Source organism: Peribacillus sp. P4_C12 (genome assembly GCF_056402095.1).
Genome location: NZ_JBFUIB010000405.1, coordinates 1 through 3,418, shown reverse-complemented (window position 1 = coordinate 3,418; position 3,418 = coordinate 1). Strand labels below are relative to the sequence as shown.

General features: G+C 32.1%; 6 protein-coding genes. 4 read left to right on the top strand and 2 right to left on the bottom strand.

The window, feature by feature from the left end:
- The coding region (locus tag AC1DUW_RS23880) for an IS3 family transposase (protein ID WP_477642640.1) at window positions 1-194 on the top strand (194 nt) is incomplete at its 5' end.
- 226 nt (window positions 195-420) lie between these two features.
- Here the strand turns inward: AC1DUW_RS23880 and AC1DUW_RS23875 are convergent.
- Window positions 421-1,446: a serine hydrolase domain-containing protein gene (locus AC1DUW_RS23875; protein WP_477643626.1), complete on the bottom strand. Its 1,026-nt coding sequence runs from the start codon at window positions 1,444-1,446 to the stop codon at window positions 421-423.
- Between the two features lie 493 nt (window positions 1,447-1,939).
- Here AC1DUW_RS23875 and AC1DUW_RS23870 point away from each other — a divergent pair, with 493 nt between their 5' ends.
- The 3 genes from AC1DUW_RS23870 to AC1DUW_RS23860 are packed head-to-tail and all read left to right on the top strand — an operon-like array spanning window position 1,940 to window position 2,777.
- Window positions 1,940-2,458 carry a flavodoxin domain-containing protein gene (locus AC1DUW_RS23870; protein ID WP_477643625.1) on the top strand — a complete coding sequence of 173 codons (519 nt, stop codon included), beginning with the start codon at window positions 1,940-1,942 and terminating at the stop codon, window positions 2,456-2,458.
- 13 nt (window positions 2,459-2,471) lie between these two features.
- Window positions 2,472-2,627 (top strand): Fur-regulated basic protein FbpA, encoded by a 156-nt coding sequence (locus AC1DUW_RS23865; RefSeq protein WP_083450699.1) that lies wholly within the window; start codon window positions 2,472-2,474, stop codon window positions 2,625-2,627.
- A gap of 3 nt (window positions 2,628-2,630) precedes the next feature.
- Window positions 2,631-2,777, top strand: a complete 147-nt coding sequence (locus AC1DUW_RS23860; protein ID WP_152952254.1) for an FbpB family small basic protein — start codon at window positions 2,631-2,633, stop codon at window positions 2,775-2,777.
- A gap of 454 nt (window positions 2,778-3,231) precedes the next feature.
- Here the strand turns inward: AC1DUW_RS23860 and AC1DUW_RS23855 are convergent.
- On the bottom strand, window positions 3,232-3,418 hold a 187-nt coding region (locus tag AC1DUW_RS23855), incomplete at its 5' end, for a CotD family spore coat protein (protein WP_477643624.1).

Genomic DNA, 3,418 nt, shown 5'->3' with positions numbered 1-3,418 from the left:
ATAATGCGGTCATTGAAAACTTCTTTGGCTTATTAAAATCCGAATTACTCTATCTTCAAGAATTTGAAAGCATGGAGCATTTCAAACAAGAATTAGAGGAATATATCCATTACTACAATCATCAACGAATCAAGGTAAAATTAAAAGGCATGAGCCCGGTAGATTACCGGATTCATGCCCTCAAGGCTGCCTAATTAAATAAAGTGTCTAACTTTTTGGGTTCACTTCATTTACTTTTAACGTAGTAAAAACTGGCTCTTTTTTTGCCGGCATTTGCTAAGTTGGATAGTAAATTAGTAAGGAATTTTAAGTACTGGTGATCTATCAGCTGAAGAAAGGCATCTCATAATTAAATTAATAGTAAACAGACCACCATTTAAATTTTAGATGGTGGTCTGTGCTTATCATTGATAAGAGTTATTATCCAAATTTTATATAGTTAGTTTCAATTGTCTGCGATATATTGTATGGCCCCTCATCTTTATTTGAAGGTATGACCGTTGTAATTCCAGAATGCGGATAATAAGAAGAGTTAAAACTGACACCTGGGTCATAACCCATGACATGATATTTACAAATTGTATTATCCTTCTTACTTATCCAAATCCCGTATCCATAATATTCTTCGTCCTCCTCACAAATGTGAGGGGTCAAAAGTAGATGGGTTGTCTCTTCATTTAAAAGTTTATAGCTAAGTAGAGCTTCCCAAAACTTCATCATATCAGGAGCCGTAATAAATGCTCCTCCATCTGCCCCACCTTGAATTGGGACGGCATAATTATTGGTTTTCCATGTTCCAGCGTCCTCTAAATCTATATAACCAATTGCGGTATTTTTAGGTAGTCTATCTAAAGAGAAATAACCAGAATCATGCATATCACACTTTGCAAAAAGATTCGTTTCTATATATTTAGTAAAACTTATACCTGTTTGTTGCTCAATAATTAGTCCTAATAGAATATAGCCAGCATTATTATAATGAAACCTTTCTCCAGGAGTAAACATCATCTTATTATTTTGAAACATAGGTAAAAAATCAGATAAACTTGTTAGTAGATACATCGGTTTTTCTTTCCAAAGGTCTTCAAAATTCTCCATTACAGCTTCATCAAAATAATCAGGTATCCCTGAACTATGTGTTAGAAGATGGTGGATCGTTATATCTTCATCGAAATTTGGAAAATTAAGGTCTAAGCAATCTTTAAGCCTTGTTTCGAAAGCAATATCTCCTTTTTCTACTAACTGACAAATCGTTACCGCTGTAAACAATTTACATCCAGAAGCGATTCCAAACTTAGTGCTAATTTTATTTTTTATTTCATCAGCTCTGTTAGAAAAACCAAAGGCAGCCTCATAAACGTAATTATTTTTATTCTTTATTAAAATAACACCAGAAAAGTCTATCTTACTTGTTAAATCTAMTATATCTTTATTTATATTTATCATGAAAGCACATCCTATATCTGATTTACCAATCTTTTTTACTGAGTAATTATTAGCTACTATTTTAATTAACTGTTCCAGGACTCCTAATAATTTTATCACATTATTTTTATTAAATGGAATTTTTTACTAAATTAATGAGATATCCTAGCAATTTAACTAATACTAATAAAGGAGGGTTTATTGAAAAGTTCAAGTGAAAATCTACTAGGATTGCTTGAGGTGGTTGAGTCTGTGTTGCACCATGATAGTTGAAGCCAGACATATTTTTAGTTGTTATCGTTGTTAACCTATTGTCCATTGGTGATACTTTGGCAAAGAACCTTGAAGATCATGGAGTGTTATGTCTTCCTTTTTTTGTTGTAGAAATATAATTTCAGTTTTGATGTTCTTTCTTCATAGACTTAGTTTGGAGATAAATAATTGACATTGAGAATCATTTTCATTTATATTAAGTATATACTGAAAGTGATTCTCAATTAGGTGGGTGATATAGATGAAGGTATTCATTGGCTACGTCAGTTTATCCGGTAATACCGAGCAAATGGCTGTAATCATAAAGAATAGAATGAAGGCTGCAGGCTGTAAAGTATATATGGAAAGATTGGACATGGTAGAAGTAGATACCTTAAAGGATTTTGATTTGGCCTTTATTGGATTATATACATGGAATAAAGAAGATTTGCCATATGAAGCAAACGAATTTTATGAAGAAATTGAACAAGTAGATTTTAAAGGAGTAAAAGTCGCATTTTTTGGTGCCGGCGACTTGACCCATACAGAACCTTGCGCCGCAATAAATATTCTTTCCGATAAAATGAAGGAATATGGTTTTCATGTATTTAAGAAAATATTAAAAATTCATCAAGAAAGCTCTACATATGATCAAATAAAGAAATGCGAAGATTTTGCAGTTTATGCTCTTATATGGGGAAGTAAGAGGAAAAAATGGCGATTTCTCTCGTGGAATCGGGTGTTAAGCATCCCGAAATGCCAAAAGTCTGCATATTTGTAAAGGGGGCCGCTTGATGAATACGCAATTAAGTATAAAAGGAGAAGTAAAAAAAGATCAGCTTATACAAGAACTTCTGAAATTTGGGATATTTAAAAAATATAATAAACAACTATATGAACTTCCAATTGTTGTCCTCCAAAAAGAATTCAATCACTTAAGAGGTGAATAAAAAATGTCTAGAAAAAGGAAATCTTTTAATGAACTACTCAAAGAAAACCGCGAACATTTGTTGCATGACAAAAGTGAGTTGGAACGAATTTTTACAAAAATAGATCAAAAAGCGATTGTTGAGTTAAAAAAAGATCAAGTACAATCATAATAGACAATGACTTAAACATCGTTTGATAAATAGTTAAACAGTTTATAAAAATGATGAACCGAAATCAAAATGTGATTTCGGTTTTTTTACTTATCGGGCATTCTTTCATAAATCCTAATACATATACCAACTGCTCGATAAATCTCCGGAAAAAATCCTCTATAAATTATTTAAGGGCTAAATGAGTATGTCGTTTAGGATCTTTTTTAACTAGATCTTCAGTTACGTCGTTAAATCCAAAAATCATTGTTTAAGTCTATCTCTTTATAAAAAAGCGTTCCTCTCCTACGAGCACAAAGGGTGACTTCATCCTTGCATATGTAAAAAGAATTGCAAAGTTAAAAGAGTATAAAAATGTGTAAGTGGTTGTTAAATTTGAAGATGAATAGAGAATAAAAACTGTGAGAAAAGAATGAGAAAACTAATAAAAAACCCCAAATAGGGGTTTATATAGTTAATATCTGAATGGTCTTCGCGGACAACAAGGAGGTTGTGGCACTCCACCAACAAACCTTTGAGTGTAACACTCATTTACTACAGATACATTATTGGGGGAATGATGTATATACTTTTTGACATGTCTATTAACGATTGTAGTATGTGTCGGATGAACAACAGGTATTACTGTGTTCGTGACATTG